We start from the raw sequence: 17940 nt of genomic DNA, 5'->3' as shown, positions 1-17940 counted from the left end.
CTTTTCAGGCGGCTATGACGTACAAATAGCAAAGGAGTTGTACGGCATGCATTTGGATATGATCAGGGACGAAGTAGAAACGACATATGACAAAGTGAAGTCTTTAGCGGGCTGGAGCGTCGACAAGAACGTTGTGTTGACGATCACTTCGTATTATGTGACGGCGGCGAAAGAATTCAACGCCGTCGACTTCAGCCGCGCCATGGCCGCCTTAAAAGAGCGAGCGGGCTGGTTTTCACCTTTGCGTGGACATTTATTGCCGATGATGGCGGCTTTCCTCACGCAGTCCGACGATTCGGTCGATGAGGAAGCTGATCGTCTTCTGGTGAAGCAGCGAGTATTGAAGCAAGCCGGTTTCCGGAACACGATTCATTCCTATCTTGCCGCACTGCTCATGAGCGACGATGCGTCACAATACCAAGAAGAAGCTGATCAGGCGAAAAGGTTATATGACGCAATGAAAAAACAGCATTACTTCCTTACATCGGACGATGATTACGCATACGCCATGCTGCTCGGTAAACAGGGAGAGAACCCCGAGGACCACGCCAAGGCGATGCGTGCGTATTACGATGCACTGCGCAAAGAGGGGTTTCGGGCGGGCAATGAACTCCAATGGTTGTCGCAAGTCATGACGTACATAGATATCACTTTTCAGCGGCAACTCGTCAAAAGGGCTTGGGAAATATACGGAATGCTTCGAGATGATACAAAAGCGAAACCCGTTCATTATCCGATGATTGGATTCCTGACTGTCTTCAAAGTCGGTGACGGGGAAATTCAGGAAATCATCCGACTTACGAAGCAATTGGAGCAATCGAAACGCTTCAAGTGGAACAAGGAAATGGCCCTATCGGTCGCCGCCGGCCATGCGATGCATCAGATGACGGAAAGAGCCGATCAGGTTAGTGTCAGTCTGGCAGCGTCCGTCGAAATGATTTTGCGGGCGCAACAGGCGGTGATGGCAGCAACAGTCGCCGCAGTTGCTGCATCCTCGGCCGCCAGCTCGTCAAATTGAAGATTGGAAATGAATAATATTAGGACAGGAGAAATAGTCATTGTCGAACGGCAATGGCTTTTCTGCCTGTTTTTTTTATTGAATGAGACAAAGGGACGAAAAAAAATTTAAGAAATTTTTTCGTTAAAAACGCTTAATTACCAATGTTTGTAACATGTTTGTCATATTAGAAATAATGCAAGATTATGATATTCTAAAAAAACAGTATTGTCAGGACTATCGTTGTGTAGTATATTGAGTTCAATAACTTTAAACGAAATCAGAATATTAGTTATTTGAACAAGTGTCAGTTAGTTAGGAGGAAGTTCTGTTGAAAAACCCGGTGTTGGAAATTAAAGATCTTCGTACGTCATTCAGTATTAAAGGTGACTATTATGCTGCGGTAGATGGAGTTTCCTTTACAGTTTACGAAAACGAGGTCGTTGCAATCGTCGGTGAATCGGGTTGCGGTAAAAGTGCATTAGCTCTATCTGTCATGGGACTGCATAACCTGAAAAACACAAAGCTTGAGGGACAAGTGAACTTTAATGGGCAGAATCTACTGACGCTATCACGTTCACGTCTGGATAAAGTGAGAGGGAAGGATATCGGGATGATTTTCCAAGACCCGATGACAGCTTTAAATCCGCTCGCGACAATCGGGAGACAGATTGAAGAGCCGATGGATTACCATATGAAATTGTCCGCAAGTGAAAAGAAAAAGCGTACATTGGAACTTCTTCGACGGGTGGGTATTAAGAACGAACAACGCGTCTATGAGCAATATCCGCATGAACTATCAGGTGGGATGAGACAACGTGTCGTCATCGCAATCGCACTTGCATGCGATCCGGTACTTCTTCTCGCGGATGAGCCTACGACTGCTTTGGACGTTACGATTCAAGCACAAATCATGGATTTAATGAAAGAGCTGCAAAACCAGATGAAGACGGGCATCATCCTGATTACCCATGACCTAGGGGTCGTTGCGGAGATGGCCGACCGCGTCGTTGTCATGTATGCAGGTGAAGTCGTTGAAATAGCGGATGTAAAAGAGCTGTTCGAGAACCCTTTGCATCCATATACAAGATCTTTATTGAACTCGATCCCTTCCAATATGGAAACGAAAGAGAAGTTGCATGTCATTGATGGAATCGTTCCATCCATTCAGAACCTCGACCGCAAAGGGTGCCGTTTCGCACCGCGGATCGAATGGATCCCTGAAGAGGACCATGAGGAGATGCCGGAGATGCATGAAGCGACACCGAACCATTTTGTCCGATGCTCATGCTACAAAACGTTCTATTTTCCGGAGGACAGAGTAGGAGAGAAAGAATATGTCGCTACTAAAAGTTAATGATTTAAAAGTGCATTACCCTATCAGGGGAGGTTTTTTCCGTAGAGTCGTAGATCACGTCAGAGCTGTGGACGGCATTAGTTTCGAATTGCAGCCAGGTGAAACGTACGGCCTAGTCGGAGAGTCGGGATGTGGCAAAACGACTTCCGGACGGGCGATTATCGGTTTAAATAAAGTAACGACTGGGGAGATGCTTTTCGAAGGAAAGGATCTAGCCAAGCTTAGCAGGTACGATAGACGCAAATATACAAAAGATATCCAGATGATTTTCCAGGATCCGTATTCATCGTTGAACGGTAGGAAAAACGTCCTAAATATCATAGCTGAACCACTTCGGAACTTTGAAAGACTATCTCCAAAAGAAGAGTTGCTGAAAGTGCAAGAGTTGGTCGCGCGTGTCGGATTAAGTCCTGAATCCATCTATAAATATCCACACCAATTTTCAGGAGGGCAGCGCCAGCGGATCGGAATCGCTCGTGCGCTCGCTTTGAAACCGAAATTGATCATCGCGGATGAGCCGGTGTCGGCATTGGACGTATCCGTTCAAGCGCAAGTGTTGAACTTCATGCAGGAAATCCAAGAGGAGTTCAACTTGACATATCTATTCATCTCGCATGACCTTGGCATCATCCAGCATATGTGCGATCGGATCGGCATCATGTACCGCGGCCGTTTCGTAGAGGAAGCGACAGCATCCGAGATCTACAGCAATCCGCAGCACGTCTATACGAAACGGTTGATTGCCGCGATTCCGGAGATGAACCCTGAAAAGCGTTTTGAGAAGATGCATTTGCGTCAAGCGATCAATCAGGAATACCAAACTGAATACAATAACTACTTTGACAAAGATGGGCGGATGTTCGATTTGAAAAAGATATCGGAGACGCATTCCGTAGCCGTGCAATAAGGGGGATGATGTAAATGTTGAAATTCATTTTACGTAGGACATTGCTCATGATTCCGCAACTCATCCTCCTCAGTCTCATCATCTTTATGCTTGCAAAAGCGATGCCGGGTGATGCGGTGACGGGGGCGTTCCAAGGAAATCCTGACGCGACGCCTGAACAGATGGAGAAAATCCGGGAGAAATTCGGATTGAATGATCCTTGGTACCAGCAGTATGGACGTTGGATCGGTAAAGCGGTGCAAGGCGATTTCGGAATGTCTTATATGCACAAGCAGAAAGTTACGAATCTATTAGCAGGACGTATTGAAAATACCGTACTATTATCACTCTTCACGCTCATTGTCATCTACTTGATTTCAATTCCGCTCGGCATTATCGCCGGACGTTGGACGGATACATGGGCGGATAAATTGATCGTTACGTATAACTACTTCGCATTTGCGACGCCATTATTTGTTTTTGCCTTGTTGATGCTGTTCCTGTTCTCCTTCATATTGGGCTGGTTCCCGACTGGCAACAGTGTGAATATTCGGATTGAGGCGGGTACATGGGAATACGTTGTTGATAGGGCTAAGCATTTATTCTTGCCGGTCATGTCTGGGGCACTCATTGGAACATATTCGACTATCCAATATTTGCGAAATGACATCATCGATCAAAAACTCAATGATTACGTGAAAACTGCCCGTGCTAAAGGTGTGCCGGAAGGGAAAGTGTATACACGTCACATATTGCGGAACTCGTTATTGCCGATTGCGGCATTCCTCGGATATGAAATTACTAGCCTAATCACCGGTTCCGTTTTCATAGAATGGATTTACAGCTATCCGGGACTCGGACAACTTTTCATTCAATCAATTCAATTGCGTGATTTCACCGTTGTTACGGCTCTCGTCTTGCTATTTGGCGCTGCCGTTATTATCGGGACGATGCTGTCGGATATTATTCTGAGTATCGTTGATCCGCGGATTCGAATTGAATGATGAAGAGTAAGAAGAGGGGGGATAACAAGTGACAAATCCAGTAATTGACGAAAAAAAACTTATTGCACGAGAAAAACTGAATAATCCTTCGCTTATGCGAACGATTTGGCGTGAAATCAAGCACGATAAAGTTGCATTCGGATCATTGATTTTACTGACGATCATCGTACTGACAGCTTATATTTCACCATTATTTGTTGACCAAACGGCATTGACTCGAGTGAACTTCTTTAACATATGGAAGCCGCCGTCCGCTGAACATTGGCTCGGCACGGATGATGGAGGGCGGGACGTGTTCGGACATCTGATGATCGGAACACGGAACTCGCTCACAATCGGAATCTGCGTAACAATCATTGCCGGGTTGTTCGGCTTGACATATGGCTTGATATCTGGCTTTTACGGAGGCCTGGTTGACAATGTTATGATGCGTATCCTTGAATTCCTGATGGTATTGCCTTCATTGCTGTTCATCATCGTTTTCGTAACGATTGTTCCGAATTACAATGTATATACATTCATCCTTATTATGAGTATTTTCCTCTGGTTCGGAAAAGCGAGGCTCATCCGGTCGAGAGCGATTTCTGAAAGGGAGCGGGATTATATCAACGCTTCCAAGACGCTAGGAACGCCAAGTTGGAAGATCATGTTCTTTGAAATGTTCCCTAACTTGAGTTCACTCGTCATCGTAAATATGACACTTACGCTTGCAAATAATATCGGTTTGGAGACAGGGCTGTCCTTCTTAGGGTTCGGTCTACCCGCTAATACTCCTTCGCTAGGAACATTAATTTCTTACGCGACGAATCCCGATACGGTCAAGAATAAGTGGTGGTCATGGTTACCTGCAGCATTACTGATCCTAGTAATGATGCTGTGTATAAATTACATCGGGCAAGCGGTCAAACGCGCGTCTGATGCAAGGCAAAGATTAGCCTAAAAAATAAGGGGAGGGAATACAATGGCAAAGAAGCAGTTTATGCTACTTGCGAGTCTATTGCTTGTTCTCAGCGTATTTTTAGCTGCATGTACAGGCAAAGAAAAAGAAGATGCTGGTGAGAAACCTGCGGAAACTGGAAAAGAAACAGAAAAGCCAGAGGAAAAGAAAGAAGAGGAGCCGGCAGAGGATCCAAGCGCTGGTTTAGATTTCCCGTTCGAAGTAACAAACAAAGGTGAGCCTGTGGCAGACGGAGAAATGACAATCGCTATGGTTACAGACACTCCGTTTGAAGGTACATTAAGCCGTGTGTTCTATTCAGGCACATATGACGCCGAAGTTATCTCTAAATTCGATGAAAACCTATTTGCTACTGATGGTGACTACTTGATCACTAACGATGGTGCGGCAACATTTGAAATCTCAGATGATAACAAAACAATCGATATTACAATCAGAGACGGTGTTAAATGGCATGATGGCGAGCCTGTCAAAGCTAGTGACCTTCTTTACTCGTACCAACTACTTGGTCACCCTGACTATACAGGAACTCGTTACACGTTCATGATCTCTAACGTTGAAGGTATGCCTGCATACCACAACGGCGAAACGACAGAAATCTCTGGTATCAAAATTTCAGATGACGATAAAACAATCTCCATCACGTATACAGAAGCGACTCCATCGCTTATGTCAGGTATTTGGGGTTATGCAACACCTAGACACCATGTTGGTGATATCATGACTGGTGAAGTAACTATGGAAGAACTAGTTTCTTCTGATAAAATCCGTGCGAACCCAATCGGTTTCGGTCCTTACAAAGTTGCAAAAATCGTACCTGGTGAATCTGTCCTTTACGAGCGCAACGATGATTACTGGAGAGGGCAGCCGGCACTTAAATCTTTGGTCCTGAAAACAGTAAGCTCTGCTTCCATTCTTGAAGTTCTTAAGAAAGGCGAAGTGGATATCGCTTCAATCCCAACAGACCAATACCTAAATGCGAAGGAAATCGATAACATCGAGCTTCTTGCAGATATCGACTATGCATACACATATATCGGGTTCAAACTTGGTAAATGGGATGCAGAAAAGAAAACAAACGTAACTGATCCAAACGCAAAAATGGCTAACAAACTTGTTCGTCAAGCTATGTGGTATGCAATGGATAACGAAACGATCGGTAAAGAGCTTTACAACGGTCTTCGTTTCCCTGCATCTACTCTAATTATTCCTGTATTTGCTAGCTTCCATGACCCAAGCATTGAAACACCGTCTTACGATCCTGAAAAAGCGAAAGCACTTCTTGACGAAGCTGGATATAAAGATGTTGATGGCGATGGTTTCCGTGAAAACGACAAAGGTGAAGAATTCGTTCTGAACTTTGCTTCCATGTCAGGTGGAGAAATTGCATTGCCAATCGCACAATTCTACATCCAAAACTGGGAAGACGTAGGCATTAAAGTACAACTTCTTGACGGACGTCTTCACGAGTTCAACTCGTTCTACGACATGGTAGAAGCTGATGATCCGAAAATCGACATCTACCAAGGTGCTTGGGGAACTGGTTCTGACCCAGATCCATCCGGTCTATACGGAAGAGATGCTGCGTTCAACTATACTCGTTACACAAGCGAGAAAAACGACGAGCTTCTTGCAGCAGGTACATCTGAAAAAGCATTCGATGCTGACTACCGTAAAGATATCTACAAACAATGGCAAGAGTTGATGGTTGATGAAGTTCCGGTTGCTCCAACTGTATACCGTTACTACCTACACGGTGTTAACAAACGTGTTGTTAACTACTCAATCGCACCAGGTTCAGAAAACGCTAGAGTTTGGAAGTGGGGAGTTTCTGAATAATAGTTGATTATTGAGCAATCTCAGTAATCCGCAAAAACCGTCATCCGGGAAACTGGGTGGCGGTTTTATTTTTTGGAATCATATTGTAATATTCTCAAAAATTTGATAGGATTGAACTTACCAATTAATAGACAAGACTATCAATTCAGAGAGATAAAGAGATGGGGGAAGTAGAATTGAAGATTTATGTATCCGTTGATATGGAGGGGATCACGGGACTGCCTGATTACACGTTTGTCGACTCGGCGAGACATAATTATGAACGCGCTCGGCGTATTATGACAGAGGAAGCAAATGCAATCATACGTGCAGCAATCGGACAAGGAGCTGAACAAGTTCTCGTGAACGATAGCCATTCCAAAATGAACAATCTGCTCGTGGAGGAGCTTCATCCGGATGCAGATTTGATAACCGGTGATTTGAAAGCGTTTTCGATGGTTCAGGCTTTGGATGAATCGTATGATGGCGCCATATTTGCGGGGTACCACGCAAGGGCTGGCCAACCGGGGGTCATGAGCCATTCGATGACTTTTGGCGTTAGGAATATGCATATCAATGATGTGGCGATAGGCGAGCTTGGATTGAACGCATATGTCGCGGGCTATTACGGAGTGCCTGTCATCATGGTCGCTGGGGACGACCGTGCATGCAAGGAAGCGGAGGAATTGATTCCTGGGGTCGTGACTGCGGCAGTCAAGCAGTCGATCTCCCGTTCTGCCGTGAAGACGCTGCATCCGACGAAGGCTCATGCATTGATCGAAGAGAAGACCGCAGAGGCGATTGTCAAACGTTCAACGATCAAACCGCTCACACCGCCGGCAAACCCGGTGTTGCGCATCGAATTCACGAATTATGGTCAAGCGGAATGGGCCGCACTCATGCCTGGATGTGAAATCGAGCCAGGGACAACAATCGTGAAATTTGAAGCGAAAGATATATTAGAAGCGTACCGAGCGATGCTCGTTATGGTCGAGTTGGCAATGCAAACAAAGTTCTGCTAAGGGGGAGTGGCGCATGGCAATTTACATAGTAAAACGATTCTTCATGATGATTGCGACAATCCTCATCATCGCGACGTTGACATTTTTCTTGATGCATTCAATACCTGGTTCGCCGTTCGACGAAGAACGGACATCGAACCCGACGATCCAGGCGAACTTGGAAAAGTTCTATAAGCTCGACCAACCGACACATGTGCAATACGCACATTATTTGAAGTCGATTGCAACGTTTGACTTCGGACCTTCCATTAAAAAGCCGAACGAGTCGGTAAATACATTGCTGGCGAGAGGCTTTCCGATATCATTCGAGCTAGGAATGGTCACCATCCTTGTAGCGGTCCTCTCAGGAATTACATTAGGCACCTTTGCCGCCTTGCGACATAACGGGCTCATCGATTATGCGGCGATGGCGTTCGCGGTTATCGGAATATCCGTCCCGAACTTCGTATTGGCGACGGTGTTGATCCAACAAGTGGCGGTCAACTGGAATCTCCTTCCGCCGGCTACATGGAGCAGCCCTCTCCATATGATCTTGCCTACATTGGCGCTTGCGACAGGTCCGACGGCAATCATCGCGCGTCTGACTCGGTCAAGCATGCTGGAAGTACTGACGCAGGATTATATGAAGATGGCGAGGGCGAAAGGGTTGTCACCGGTACGCATCGTACTTCGCCATGCTTTGCGCAATGCGTTAATGCCGATTGTGACGATCATGGGGACGATGCTTGCGGGAATTTTGACGGGAACATTCGTCATTGAAAAGATTTTTGCAATACCAGGCATGGGAAAATATTTCGTCGAGAGCATCAATAACAGGGACTATCCGGTCATCATGGGCTCGACCGTATTCTATAGCGCGTTCCTCGTATTCATGTTGTTTTTAGTAGATATCGTCTATGGATTCCTTGATCCGCGCATTAAACTTCACCGAAAGGAAGGTGATGCGTGATGGTTAGTCATCAGCAAAAGGTGCAAGCCCCGGATGAATGGTTCAAACCGAAAGACAAGGATGCAGAGAAAGCAGAATCCGTCGTGCGTCCGTCGCTTTCCTATTGGAAGGATGCCTGGCGCAGATTACGTAAGAATAAAATGGCGATGGGCGGGTTGGTGTTCTTAATTATCCTGACGTTGTTTGCAATCTTCGCTCCGATCCTATCGCCGCATAATATAGAGACGACTCAATATGCAAACCAGAATTTGCCGCCATCTTCGAAACATTGGTTTGGAACGGATGACAAAGGATGGGACGTCTTCACGAGAACTTGGCACGGCGCCCGCGTTTCATTGTTCGTCGGTGTGGCTGCCGCGTTGATCGACTTTTTCATCGGCATCATTTACGGCGGAATCAGCGGTTATAAGGGCGGCAGAACAGACACTGTCATGATGCGGATCATTGAAATCCTCTACGGACTTCCGCATTTGCTCGTTGTCATCCTATTGATGGTCATCATGGGTCCGAGTTTGACGACAATCATCGTCGCACTCACGATCACCGGATGGGTCGGAATGGCCAGGATTGTCAGGGGACAAGTGCTGCAAATCAAGAACTATGAATTTGTGACTGCGTCAAAATCATTCGGAGCGAAAACACCGAGGATCATACGGAAAAATCTGCTTCCGAATACGATGGGACCAATTATTGTCCAAATGACATTGACAGTGCCGAGTGCGATTTTCGCAGAAGCCTTCCTAAGCTTCATCGGGCTTGGAATCCAAGCGCCTGTTGCGAGCTGGGGAGTCATGGCGAACGACGCGTTGCCGGTCATCCTGTCAGGACATTGGTGGAGGTTATTCTTCCCTGCGTTCTTTATATCAATGACTATGTTTGCATTTAACGTCCTCGGAGACGGTATGCAAGATGCACTTGATCCGAAACTGAGGGGGTGAATGGATTGGAAGATAGAAAATATGCACCGATAGATGACAATCAAGGCGGAACCGCAGTAGCACCGGAACCGGGCCAATTGCGCAAGCGCACGAAAACGTTTACGGATGTCATGCTATCCGTCAAGGATCTACACGTGTCATTCAAGACATTCGGAGGGGAAGTGCAGGCTCTTCGCGGCGTTTCGTTCGACCTGTATAAAGGAGAGACGCTTGCGATTGTCGGGGAATCGGGATGTGGTAAAAGCGTCACCGCGAATACGATTATGGGACTGATTCCTAAGCCGGCGGGACGCATTAAAAACGGAAGTGTCCTCTTTAAAGGGAAGGATTTGACGAAGCTCGATAAATCCGACATGAGGAAAGTGCAAGGGGTCGATATTTCGATGATCTTCCAAGATCCGATGACCGCTTTGAATCCGACCCTCAAAATTGGGGAGCAGTTGACGGAAGGATTGCGGACCCACCAAAAAGTGAGTAAAGCCGAAGCGCGCGAAAAAGCGATCAAGCTGCTGGAAGTGGTCGGCATCCCGAATCCCGAGGAAAGGATGAGGCAATATCCTCATCAGTTTTCGGGTGGGATGCGTCAGCGGATCGTCATTGCGATTGCTCTAATCTGTGAACCTGAACTGCTCATCGCGGACGAGCCGACGACTGCTCTGGACGTGACAATCCAGGCGCAGATTCTCGAGCTGTTCGAAGAAATCCAGGAACGGACAGGCGTTTCGATCATTCTCATAACACACGATTTGGGTGTTGTTGCCAAAATCGCAGATCGGATAGCGGTCATGTATGCGGGGAAAGTCATTGAAATCGGGGAAAAGCGCGAAGTGTTCTACACACCGCAACACCCTTATACGAAAGGGCTGCTGGCTTCCGTTCCGCGGCTCGATCTGAAGGAAGAGGAGCTTCAACCGATCGAGGGGACACCGCCGGATCTATTCGCACCGCCGATCGGATGTCCATTCACAGCAAGATGCCCATTTGCAATGGAAGTATGTGATCGCATCTACCCGGCAACGACCAACTTGTCCAAGACGCACGCCGTCGATTGCTGGCTGCAGGATGAGCGGGCGAAGAAATTGTTCGGCCACAATTAAGGTTTTTCGCACGAAAGTGCTTTGCAAGTCATATACAAACAAAGGGGGCTTTTGGAATGAAGAAATGGTTAACATTTTTGATGGTGGCAATGCTTGCGCTCGTACTTGCAGCATGTACCGCAAACAAGGACGCGGGCAAGGAAAAACCCGCGGACACTACGCCGACGGATAAAGGAAAAGAAGAAGGCAAGACAGAAGAGGCGACAACCGGGGAGAAAATTCTCTTAATGAACAACGGGGAGGAGCCGACATCGTTCGATCCATCCATCGGGTTCAACGCAGTGTCTTGGAGCGCGCTAAACAATATTATGGAAGGTTTGACGCGCCTTGATCAGGACCATAAAGCAGTCGAGGCGACAGCTGAAAAAATCGATATTTCCGAAGATGGCTTGACGTATACATTCACAATCCGCGAAAACGCAAAATGGTCGAATGGCGACCCTGTCGTAGCGGGAGATTTCGTGTTCGCATGGAAGCATATGTTGAATCCGGAAACAGCATCACCTGCAGCGTTCCTTGCGTACTTCATCGAAGGAGCGGAAGCGTACAATAACGGGGAAGGCTCTGCGGATGACATCGCTATCGAAGCCCAAGATGAAAAAACATTTGTCGTTAAATTGACTTCACCGAACGAAGCATTCTTGAACATCATTACAAACCCAAGCTTCTTCCCAATCAACGAAAAAGTGGCATCTGCTGATCCGACTTGGCATACGGAAGCTGCAACATTCGTGGGGAACGGTCCATTCAAATTGAGCAAATGGGATCATGATGTCAGCTTTGAGTTCGAAAAGAACGAACATTATTGGGATGCGGATGCTGTCAAGTTGGATAAAGTCCACTGGGCGATGGTCAACGACACAACGACAGCCTATCAAATGTATCAAGCGAATGAATTGGACGTGACAGGCGTACCGTCTGAAATCGCGGACCAATTGAAAGACAGCGAAGAACTTCGCATCGATGACCAAGCGGGCTTGTATTTCTACCGCTTCAACACTTCGATGGAACCATTCACGAACAAAAAGATCCGTCAAGCATTCGCATATGCGGTCGATCAAGAGGAAATCGTCAATTTTGTAACAAAAAATGGTGAAAAGCCGGCACACGGGTTCGTCACATACGGATTCATCGGACCGGACGGCAAAGAATTCCGTGATTCCGTAGGCGACCTCGTTTCTTTTAATCCTGAAAAAGCAAAACAGCTCTTGGAAGAAGGAATGAAAGAGGAAGGCTATACGGAGCTACCTAAAATAACACTTTCATACAATACGAGCGAATCGCATCAGAACATTGCGATTGCACTTCAATCCAAATTCAAGGAAGTACTTGGAGTTGACGCTGAGCTGCAAAACGTGGAAAGCGGAGTATTCCTTTCTGAGCAAAAAGAGTTCAAATACCAAATGTCCCGTTCATCTTTCCTGCATGACTATGCAGACCCTGTGAACGCGCTTGAAAGCTTCATCACCGGCTCTTCCATGAACCGTACAACATGGTCGAACGCGGAGTATGATAAGCTGATCGCGGACATTAAGAATGAAACGGACGAAAACAAACGTTGGGAATTGCTGAAACAGGCCGATACACTTCTAATGGATGAAATGCCTGTATTCCCACTATACTTCTACAACTCGACATCACTTGAAAAACCGGGCGTATCCGGTATCCTGCGCCACCCTGTCGGCTACGTCGACTTGAAATACGCAGATAAGAACTAATGCACAAGTCGCGGTGTCCGTCATGGCGCCGCGACTTTCCAATTATGCGCAATTGGACAGAGTTATGCGTGATTTTGGGACGTTTATGCGTGGATGCAGCGTTTTATGCGTATATCGGCACGGTTATGCGTGATTTCTATGATTTATGCGTGTATCGGTGCGGTTATGCGTGATTGCGACGATTTATGCGCATTTCGAAGCGTTTATGCGTTTTTGGATAAAGTTATGCGTTACCTATGATTTTTCATTGAAAGAGGTGCAGGGGAATGAGAATTCGACCGAAAAGGCTTCAACCGGGGGATACGATTGGAATCGTTGCGCCGTCTAGCCCTCCGAATCAAGAAAATCTTGAACGCTCGCTCGTTTTTCTGGAGCAGCTTGGCTTGAAATGGAAATTTGGACGACATGTGAAAAATGTTAACGGCTATTTGGCGGGGACGGATGATGAACGGCTGCAAGACTTGGAAGCGATGTTCGCAGACCCGTCCATCAGCGGCATCATTTGCGCGGGGGGCGGTTACGGTTCAGCGCGTTACACCGACCGATTGGATTTGCAACTGATTCAGGAAAACCCGAAAGTGTTCTGGGGATTCAGCGACATTACATTTCTTCATACCGCAATTGGTCTCTATTCGAATCTCGTTACCTTTCATGGTCCGATGCTCGCATCTTGTGTCGGAAAAGATACGTTCCATGAGCTATCCGCAAAGATGTTCCAACAACTGTTCGAACCGATGGAACTTCACTACACGGAAGAGATATCCGCATTGAACGCTTTTGCCGGAGGCAGTGCACAAGGCGAGCTTGTCGGAGGCAATTTATCGCTGCTCGCGGACACGATTGGGACGAAATTCGAAGTCGATACGAAAGGCAAGCTGCTCTTCATCGAAGACGTCGGCGAAGAACCGTATCGGGTCGATGGGATGTTGAACCAATTGCGGATGGCAGGGAAATTAGCAGATGCATCAGGCATCGTCATTGGGGATTTCTCGGATGCAGAGCCGAAGAAACAAAAGAAGACCCTGTCGTTGGATGAAGTGTTTCACCATTATCTAGGCGGTTTAGGGAAGCCGGTTGTGGAGGGCTTCAAGATAGGCCACTGCGAGCCGCATTTCGCGATTCCCCTAGGGGTTGATGCGAAGCTGGACGCTGACAAAAAGACGTTGACGATTTTGCCGGGGGTGGAATGATTGCGCATCCGTACAATTGAAACAATTCCTGTCGCCGTTCCGTTGACAAAGCCGTTTAAAACGGCGCTGCGGACGGTGACGACGGCGTACGCGATCTACGTGAAGATAACGAGTGAAGATGGGCGCATCGGTTGGGGGGAGGCGCCTCCGACCCACGTCATTACAGGAGACTCCCTCGGAAGCATTACATACACGATTGAAGAAGTAATTTCGCCACTTTTGATAGGGGTGGATGTCCGGAATCGCGAGGAGGTCTTCCGCCTGCTCAAACGGTCGATCGTCCGCAATACAAGTGCGAAGGCCGCGGTCGATATGGCTATCCATGATCTGCTCGGCCAGTTGGCGGGATTGCCGCTTTATCAATTGCTCGGCGGATTCCGCGAGAAAATAGAAACTGACTTCACGGTAAGTGTCAATGACGCGATCGAAATGGCGGACGATGCGGAGCGTTACATTGCTGAAGGTTTCAATGTGTTGAAAGTGAAGGTCGGCATCGGGGACATCAGTGAGGATATCGAACGCATCCGGGCGATTCGGGAAAGGATCGGGCCAGGACCGAAAATCCGGCTCGATGCGAACCAAGGGTGGAAACCGAAAGAGGCCGTCTTTGCGATCGGCAAGATGGAGGATGCGGGTCTTGACATCGAATTGATTGAACAGCCGGTGCCTGCGGATGATATCGAGGGGCTTCAGTATGTGACAAATCATACGTTAACGCCAATCATGGCGGATGAAAGCGTGTTTTCACCGAAAGATGCACTCCGTGTGTTGGAGCTGCGGGCAGCGGATTTGATCAACATTAAGCTGATGAAATCGGGCGGTATCCATGAGGCATTGAAGATTAATGCGCTGGCTGAAACGTATGGGGTTGAATGCATGGTCGGAAGCATGATCGAGACGAAACTCGGAATTACGGCTGCAGCCCATTTAGCCGCCAGTCAGCCGAACATTACGCGATTCGATTTCGATGCGCCGCTCATGTTGGCGGAGGATATCGTCGCCGGCGGCATCGTCTATGAAGGAAGAGTCATCCGGCTGACAAAAGGGCCGGGTTTCGGATTGGATCAGGAAGGTATGGAACTGATCGGGAAGGGGACAGGACAATGACGGAGATGACAGTGAATATGTATGCGTGCGCAGTGCCGGTCGCAACGGTTTGGACGTCGCCGGAATCCGTGCGGGAGGTGGATGCGGACGGTGTTTCCAATCCGCTACGACTGAATAAATGGCTCGAGAAGCTTGCATATGAGGAAAGGCTCGACCTTTGCGATGGCAACCGGGTGCAGACGCAACTCCTATACGGCGAGCCGGTCATTGTTGATAGAATTGAGGGTGAATGGGCGAAGGTGATAGCGGTATGGCAACCGTCAAGGAAGGATGAACGGGGCTATCCCGGCTGGGTGCCGCTTCGTCAATTGAAAAAGGCGTCGCCATTAGCGGAAGCCGGTGGATTCGTGAGAGTGGCGGTCGCCAAATCGCAATTATGGAATCCGGACGGGACGCCGCTCATGATCGTGCCGTTCAATACAACTCTGCCTCTGACCGATGAAAGCGATGACCACTTCCATGTGGAGACGCCGGACGGGGAGGCATTGGTGCTGAAAACGGATATCGTGCGGGCGCCTTCCGTCCATCAGTTTAAAAAGCGGAAAGCGGCTGCGGCTGTCGAAGAGGGACTCGCCTATTTGGATCTTCCGTATTTCTGGGGCGGGATGTCATCGTATGGCTTTGATTGTTCGGGCTTCACGTACAATATGCTGAAGGCTTGCGGGCATTACATCCCGCGGGATGCCGGGGACCAGGCGAAAAGCGGTGAGGAAGTGCCGATCGATAAGCCGGAGAGATGGGAAAAAGGAGATTTATTGTTCTTTGCAAATGATGAAGGGAAAGGCAATGTCCGGCACGTCGGGTTTTATTACGGCAATGGATTGCTTCTGCATTCTCCATCAACGGGGCAATCGATCGAGCTATTGATACTGAAAGGTTCGAAGCTGGAGCGGGAACTGTGTGCAGTCCGCCGATATGGCAACGATGAAGGGGGAAATTAAATGGCTGGAGAAGTGATTTTATCCGTAAAGGATTTGAAACGCCATTTTGACGTAGGCAAAGGGTTGAAGTTGAAGGCGGTCGATGGCATCAGCTTCGACATTTTCAGAGGGGAGACGTTCGGGCTTGTAGGCGAATCCGGCTGTGGCAAATCGACTGCAGGACGGACGATTCTGGGCCTGTACAACAAAACGGACGGCGAGGTGCTGTACGAAGGGCGCAGTGTCCATACGATGACCGACAGCGAACGGCAGCGCTTTCTGAAGAAGATGCAGATGATCTTCCAAGATCCTTACGCTTCATTGAATCCCCGTTCCACTGTATACGAGATCATCGCCGAGCCGATGCAAATTCACGGAATGTATAAGACGCAGGCGGAAATGCGGGCGCGTGTGAATGAGTTGCTTGAAGACGTCGGCTTGAACCGTGATCATGCAAACCGCTATCCCCATGAGTTTTCCGGTGGTCAACGGCAACGAATCGGCATTGCCAGATCATTAGCGCTCGATCCGGAATTCATCATTGCGGATGAGCCGATTTCCGCGCTCGATGTGTCTGTGCAGGCGCAAGTTGTCAAGCTGCTCCAACGGCTGCAACGGGAGAAGGGATTGACGTATTTGTTCATCGCTCACGATTTGTCGATGGTCAAATACATCTCAAACCGGATCGGCGTCATGTATTTAGGGCATATGGTGGAGCTCACTACGAGTGCGCAGCTTTATGACAAGCCATTGCATCCTTACACGGAAGCGCTTCTGTCGGCAATCCCGATTCCAGATCCGGATATTGAAGAGTCGCGAGAACGGATTCTGTTGCAAGGCGAGCTGCCGAGCCCAATCAATCCACCGTCCGGCTGCGTTTTCCGGACACGCTGTCCATATGCTATGGCGGTCTGCGGAGAGTTGAAGCCAAAATGGCTCGAGAAGGAAGAAGGGCATTTCGTCGCCTGCCACTTGCATGATGAGGAAGTAATGAAGCGCTCGGATGCGACGAAGGTGCCGGTAGGGTCGTCCTGATTTAGTCAGGACGACTCAGCCTGTTGACAAACGCTCGCTCCGTTGTTGGGGCCTACAGGAAGTAGGTCATGCATCCGTTGCCGCAGGACGCGGCGCCCTTAGAATGCCTTCCATAATCGCTCGTCCGCTCATGAACTTTTAGTTCTATTCGCGTCTTCGCTCCACTTCGCGCGGGCTCGCAGGATGCGAGTCATGCAACCGTCGCCACAGGACGTGGCGCTCTTAGGTTGCCTTCCTTGACAAGCGTTTTCAATCAGGCTGAGGGATATGTCTATTAAGCGTAATTAACCCTAAAATTGAGTGTAGACAAAGTCATAGAACAACTTTGTCTACACTTTGGGTCGTCCTGTTTTATTCAGGACGACTTTTTGGAGATTACCTAGAAAAAATTACCGGTTTCCGTTAAAGTTGCCAAGGAAATTCTGTTATCTTATAATAGTATCGTTGCAATTCCCCATTTCCCTCTTTCGGCCTGCATCTTGCCAGGTCCCAATCACACGGACGAGCTACGTCCTATAATGCATGTCCTTGCATGACACAAGAAATCTAAAAAATTGAATAGAATAGGTAGCCAGAGTAGAATACTGCCTATAGTTATCTAAAATGTCTGATTAAAAATCGGGGGTGTTTTTCGTTGAGGTTATCACCAGTTGAACAGGAAAAACTAATGTTGCATGTGGCTGGAGAGCTTGCTATCAAGCGTAAGGAGCGCGGGGTGAAGTTGAATTATCCCGAGGCTGTAGCTTATATTTGCCATTTTATTATGGAAGGTGCGCGTGACGGAAAGTCCGTTGGGCAATTGATGAGTGAAGGTAAGCAGTTGCTGACGGTTGACGATGTGATGGAAGGCGTCGGTGATATGGTGAAGGATGTGCAGATCGAGTGCACGTTCCCTGATGGGACAAAACTAGTCACGGTGCATCATCCAATTCAATAATAGAGGG

The 17940-nt window shown here is 47.9% G+C and carries 16 protein-coding genes; all 16 read left to right on the top strand.

All coding sequences use genetic code 11. The features are described 5' to 3' along the window. Nucleotides 1-46 precede the first annotated feature (46 nt). Nucleotides 47-1018, top strand: coding sequence for a DUF4003 family protein (locus tag NIT04_RS17855; RefSeq protein WP_252504848.1), 972 nt, complete (start codon nucleotides 47-49; stop codon nucleotides 1016-1018). A 307-nt stretch (nucleotides 1019-1325) separates the two neighbouring features. Next, on the top strand, nucleotides 1326-2354 hold the full coding sequence (locus NIT04_RS17850; protein ID WP_252505148.1) for an ABC transporter ATP-binding protein: 1029 nt from the start codon (nucleotides 1326-1328) through the stop codon (nucleotides 2352-2354). Then, nucleotides 2335-3261, top strand: coding sequence for an ABC transporter ATP-binding protein (locus NIT04_RS17845; protein WP_252504847.1), 927 nt, complete (start codon nucleotides 2335-2337; stop codon nucleotides 3259-3261). Before NIT04_RS17850 ends, NIT04_RS17845 begins: the two co-directional genes overlap by 20 nt. Before the next feature lie 14 nt (nucleotides 3262-3275). Continuing rightward, nucleotides 3276-4244 carry an oligopeptide ABC transporter permease gene (gene opp4B, locus NIT04_RS17840; RefSeq protein WP_252504846.1) on the top strand — a complete coding sequence of 323 codons (969 nt, stop codon included), beginning with the start codon at nucleotides 3276-3278 and terminating at the stop codon, nucleotides 4242-4244. 94 nt (nucleotides 4245-4338) lie between these two features. Then, nucleotides 4339-5184 (top strand): ABC transporter permease, encoded by an 846-nt coding sequence (locus tag NIT04_RS17835; protein WP_252505147.1) that lies wholly within the window; start codon nucleotides 4339-4341, stop codon nucleotides 5182-5184. A 21-nt stretch (nucleotides 5185-5205) separates the two neighbouring features. After that, nucleotides 5206-7041: an oligopeptide ABC transporter substrate-binding protein gene (gene opp4A / locus NIT04_RS17830; protein WP_252504845.1), complete on the top strand. Its 1836-nt coding sequence runs from the start codon at nucleotides 5206-5208 to the stop codon at nucleotides 7039-7041. A gap of 176 nt (nucleotides 7042-7217) precedes the next feature. Beyond that, nucleotides 7218-8042, top strand: a complete 825-nt coding sequence (locus tag NIT04_RS17825) for a M55 family metallopeptidase (protein WP_252504844.1) — start codon at nucleotides 7218-7220, stop codon at nucleotides 8040-8042. Nucleotides 8043-8055: 13 nt separating this feature from the next. Next, nucleotides 8056-8991, top strand: a complete 936-nt coding sequence (locus tag NIT04_RS17820) for an ABC transporter permease (protein ID WP_252504843.1) — start codon at nucleotides 8056-8058, stop codon at nucleotides 8989-8991. Further along, nucleotides 8991-9929: an ABC transporter permease gene (locus NIT04_RS17815; RefSeq protein ID WP_252505146.1), complete on the top strand. Its 939-nt coding sequence runs from the start codon at nucleotides 8991-8993 to the stop codon at nucleotides 9927-9929. The genes NIT04_RS17820 and NIT04_RS17815 overlap by 1 nt, the downstream gene beginning before the upstream one ends. Nucleotides 9930-10039: 110 nt before the next feature. After that, entirely contained in the window at nucleotides 10040-11026 is a 987-nt protein-coding gene (locus NIT04_RS17810; RefSeq protein WP_252505145.1) for an ABC transporter ATP-binding protein, read from the top strand. 56 nt (nucleotides 11027-11082) lie between these two features. Further along, entirely contained in the window at nucleotides 11083-12744 is a 1662-nt protein-coding gene (locus NIT04_RS17805) for a peptide ABC transporter substrate-binding protein (protein WP_252504842.1), read from the top strand. 266 nt (nucleotides 12745-13010) lie between these two features. Beyond that, nucleotides 13011-13934: an LD-carboxypeptidase gene (locus NIT04_RS17800; RefSeq protein ID WP_252504841.1), complete on the top strand. Its 924-nt coding sequence runs from the start codon at nucleotides 13011-13013 to the stop codon at nucleotides 13932-13934. Then, nucleotides 13935-15041 carry a mandelate racemase/muconate lactonizing enzyme family protein gene (locus tag NIT04_RS17795; protein ID WP_252504840.1) on the top strand — a complete coding sequence of 369 codons (1107 nt, stop codon included), beginning with the start codon at nucleotides 13935-13937 and terminating at the stop codon, nucleotides 15039-15041. It begins immediately after the preceding gene. After that, nucleotides 15038-15982 carry a C40 family peptidase gene (locus NIT04_RS17790; protein WP_252504839.1) on the top strand — a complete coding sequence of 315 codons (945 nt, stop codon included), beginning with the start codon at nucleotides 15038-15040 and terminating at the stop codon, nucleotides 15980-15982. Before NIT04_RS17795 ends, NIT04_RS17790 begins: the two co-directional genes overlap by 4 nt. Continuing rightward, nucleotides 15983-16996: an ABC transporter ATP-binding protein gene (locus NIT04_RS17785; protein ID WP_252504838.1), complete on the top strand. Its 1014-nt coding sequence runs from the start codon at nucleotides 15983-15985 to the stop codon at nucleotides 16994-16996. 634 nt (nucleotides 16997-17630) lie between these two features. Continuing rightward, nucleotides 17631-17933: an urease subunit gamma gene (gene ureA, locus NIT04_RS17780; protein WP_252504837.1), complete on the top strand. Its 303-nt coding sequence runs from the start codon at nucleotides 17631-17633 to the stop codon at nucleotides 17931-17933. Nucleotides 17934-17940: the final 7 nt, after the last annotated feature.

The organism is Sporosarcina sp. Marseille-Q4943 (genome assembly GCF_943736995.1).
Lineage (GTDB): Bacteria > Bacillota > Bacilli > Bacillales_A > Planococcaceae > Sporosarcina.
The sequence above is the reverse complement of the archived record's forward strand: the minus strand, read 5'-3'. Positions and strand labels throughout refer to the sequence as shown.